The sequence below is a fragment of the Microvirga sp. P4_G7 genome (assembly GCF_056401005.1).
Genome location: NZ_JBFUKD010000475.1, coordinates 1 through 3031, shown reverse-complemented (window position 1 = coordinate 3031; position 3031 = coordinate 1). Strand labels below are relative to the sequence as shown.

General features: G+C 63.9%; 4 protein-coding genes. 1 reads left to right on the top strand and 3 read right to left on the bottom strand.

Features of this window, described 5'->3' with window-relative positions; genetic code table 11:
* The 3 genes from AC1DT3_RS16595 to AC1DT3_RS16585 form a co-directional block, all read right to left on the bottom strand.
* On the bottom strand, positions 1-975 hold a 975-nt coding region (locus AC1DT3_RS16595), incomplete at its 3' end, for an AAA family ATPase (RefSeq protein WP_477466343.1).
* A gap of 45 nt (positions 976-1020) precedes the next feature.
* Positions 1021-1659 carry a DsbA family protein gene (locus tag AC1DT3_RS16590; protein ID WP_477466342.1) on the bottom strand — a complete coding sequence of 213 codons (639 nt, stop codon included), beginning with the start codon at positions 1657-1659 and terminating at the stop codon, positions 1021-1023.
* Between the two features lie 127 nt (positions 1660-1786).
* Complete coding sequence (locus tag AC1DT3_RS16585) at positions 1787-2314, bottom strand: DUF721 domain-containing protein (protein WP_477466341.1); 528 nt, start codon at positions 2312-2314, stop codon at positions 1787-1789.
* 68 nt (positions 2315-2382) lie between these two features.
* Here AC1DT3_RS16585 and AC1DT3_RS16580 point away from each other — a divergent pair.
* The coding region (locus tag AC1DT3_RS16580; protein WP_477466340.1) for an A/G-specific adenine glycosylase at positions 2383-3031 on the top strand (649 nt) is incomplete at its 3' end.

Genomic DNA, 3031 nt, shown 5'->3' with positions numbered 1-3031 from the left:
ATTGAGATCGGCGATATGGCGTTCGAGTTCGGTGAGGCGCTCCTTGGAACGCCGTTCTTCACTGTCGAGTTCGTTGCGCGCGATGGTGAGGCGCTGCAAGGCGGCCGCAGCGATGGCTTCAGCCTCGCGCAAGGCCGGAATCGCATGCGCCGCCACGGCTTGCGCGGTGGCGGTGCGGGTCTGCTCTTCGGTGGCGTCGGCCACCTGCTTGAAATTGTCGCCGGCCTGCTGCTCGGAGCTCTGCGCCTGCTCGCGGGCATCCGCGAATGCGATGGCGTATTGCAGCGCCTCGAGACGCCGGATCTCGGCCGAGAGGTTCTTGTAGCGCGAAGCCTGACGGCCTTGCCGTTTGAGACTTTCGATTTGTGATTCGAGTTCGCGCAGCACATCCTCGACGCGGACGAGATTGTCTTCCGCCGCCTTCAGGCGCAGCTCGGCCTCGTGACGGCGGGCGTGCAAACCCGCGATGCCGGCCGCATCTTCGAGAATGCGGCGGCGCGCCTGGGGCTTTGCGGAAATGATTTCGCTGATCTGGCCCTGGCGCACGAGGGCGGGCGAGCGGGCGCCGGTCGCCGCGTCCGCAAACAGGATCTGCACGTCGCGGGCGCGCACTTCCTTGCTGTTGATGCGATAGGTCGAGCCTTCCTCGCGCTCGATCTTGCGGGAAATCTCGAGGATGTCAGCATCGTTGAACGCCGCTGGCGCGGTGCGCTCGGCATTGTCGATGGTGAGCATCACCTCCGCCGAATTGCGCGCCGGGCGGCCACCGGAGCCCGAGAAGATGACGTCGTCCATCCCCGTGGCACGCATGTTCTTGTGGGAGTTCTCCCCCATGACCCAGCGTAATGCCTCGACGAGATTCGACTTGCCGCAGCCGTTCGGCCCGACCACGCCGGTCAGACCCGGCTCGATCAGGAAGTCCATCGGCTCGACGAAGGTCTTGAAACCCGCGATGCGAAGGCGCGTCAGCTTCATGGACGCGCCTCTGCGTTCCGTCTCGATGAGACGGGTCGGTGGGGATTATTCTCCCAGGAGTGGCTTGATGATTTTCTCAAGCTCATCGATCGACATGCTTCCGGCGTGACGCTGACCATTGATGAAGAACGTGGGCGTCGAGTCTACCTTGAATGTCTCGATACCCCTGTTCTTCACAGCATTCACCGCGTCATAAAGTTTCTGATCGCGCAAGCAAGCGTCGAACTTCTCCTGTGAAAAACCAGCCTGGCGGAGCAATTGCCGCAGCGCGTCGAGGGGTTTCTCGGTGAAGGCCCAGTTCTTCTGCTGCTGGAACAGCATGTCGGTCACGGGGTAATATTTTCCCTCGCCGTCGCAGCGCGCCAGCATGAAACCGGCGGTCGCCAAGGGATCGAGCGGAAATTCGCGCAGGATGAAGCGCACCTTGCCGGTGTCGACATAGCGCTTCTTCAGCTCAGGGTAGGTGTTCTCGTGAAAGGCGGCGCAGTGGGAGCAGGTCAGCGAGGCGTACTCGACGATCGTCACCTTGGCGTCCGCCGGCCCGAGGGACACGTCGCCGAGGGGGCCGGGAACGGCCAAGTCCTGGACAGCGACGTTCTGGGCCAGGGCCGGAAAGCTCGTGGCGAGAGCGGCCGTAGCGGCCACGGTTCCGAGAAGCTGAAGCGCTTGGCGCCGGGTGATCATATGCGTGTGCTCCGTGAGACTTCGTCGAGACTAAGAGATTTTCGCCGAGACTTGAGACTTCGTCAGGACTTTTAGACTTTCGCCATCCGGTAGAACGGGACGGGTTTGGAGGCAAGCGCCTCATCCGTCACGCTTTCGTGGGTGGGCCTTTCTCGGTTCCGATGATCGCCGTGCCCAAGCGCGTGAGTGCGGCTTTCAGATCGTCCTCGTCGATCGGGGCGGTGGCGTCGCCGATTCGCTGCCGATCCGACTCGCCGACCGCCGGTTCGACGCGCTTTTTGGGGTGTTCTCGGCGTACCGGCCCCTGTTTCAACACCAATTTACCGACGCAGCGCCACCCGTAATGGGAGTTCACCCGCTCAATGACGAGGGGCGCGAGATGCTGCAATTCGAGGGCGAAGGCACTTTCCACCCGCACCACCAAGGTCGCAGGCTCCGGCCGCGCCTCCGGGTCGGCATTGGGCCCCTTCCGCTTCCATTCGATCTTCAACGGCTGGGTGAATTCGGCCAAACGCTCCCCCACCACGTCCGGCCACGCGACGATGATGTCGGACGTCGCGAAGCCCTGGGCCGCCAAGCTGGCGCTCAGGCAGGTCTCGATGAAATCCGCGAGCGGCTTCGGAGTGGGTCGTCGCCGGGGGGGCGGCTGTCGCATCGTCATTGTCCAAGGATTTGCCGAAAGCCGTGCTGGAATATTCCGCCAGGATCGGTATTGCAGAGATCATGTTAACGCCTGCCCCGAGCGTCACCAAGCCTCGCGCCGAAGATCTTCTCGCCTGGTACGATCGGCACCGGCGGGAATTGCCGTGGCGTGCCAAGCCGGGCGTGACCGCGGATCCCTACCGCGTCTGGCTGTCGGAGATCATGCTGCAGCAGACGACGGTCGCCGCGGTCAAACCGTATTTCCTGCGCTTCCTCGAGCGGTTTCCCACCGTTCAGGCCCTCGCGCAGGCCCAGGAAGAGGCCGTCATGCACGCCTGGGCGGGCCTCGGCTATTATTCGCGTGCCCGCAATCTCCATGCCTGCGCCAAGGTCGTCGTCGCCCGCTATGGCGGCCGATTTCCGGAGACCGAAGCCGAGCTTCTCAATCTTCCCGGCATCGGCGCCTATACGGCCGCCGCCGTCGCGGYGATCGCGTTCAATGAGAACGCCGCTGCCGTCGACGGCAATGTCGAGCGGGTCATGACGCGCGTGTTCATGATCGAGGAACCGCTGCCGAAGGCGAAGCCCCTGATCCGGGAACTGACGGAGGATCTCGTGCCGCCGCAGCGGCCCGGCGATTTCGCACAGGCGCTGATGGATCTCGGCGCCACCATCTGCACGCCGAAACGCCCGGCCTGCGCCCTCTGTCCCTGGATGACGCCCTGCCAGG

Coding starts and splice junctions, on each gene's coding strand:
- AC1DT3_RS16590 (WP_477466342.1), bottom strand. CDS start 1,659: ATGATCACCCGGCGCCAAGCGCTTCAGCTTCTCGGAACCGTGGCCGCT.
- AC1DT3_RS16585 (WP_477466341.1), bottom strand. CDS start 2,314: ATGCGACAGCCGCCCCCCCGGCGACGACCCACTCCGAAGCCGCTCGCG.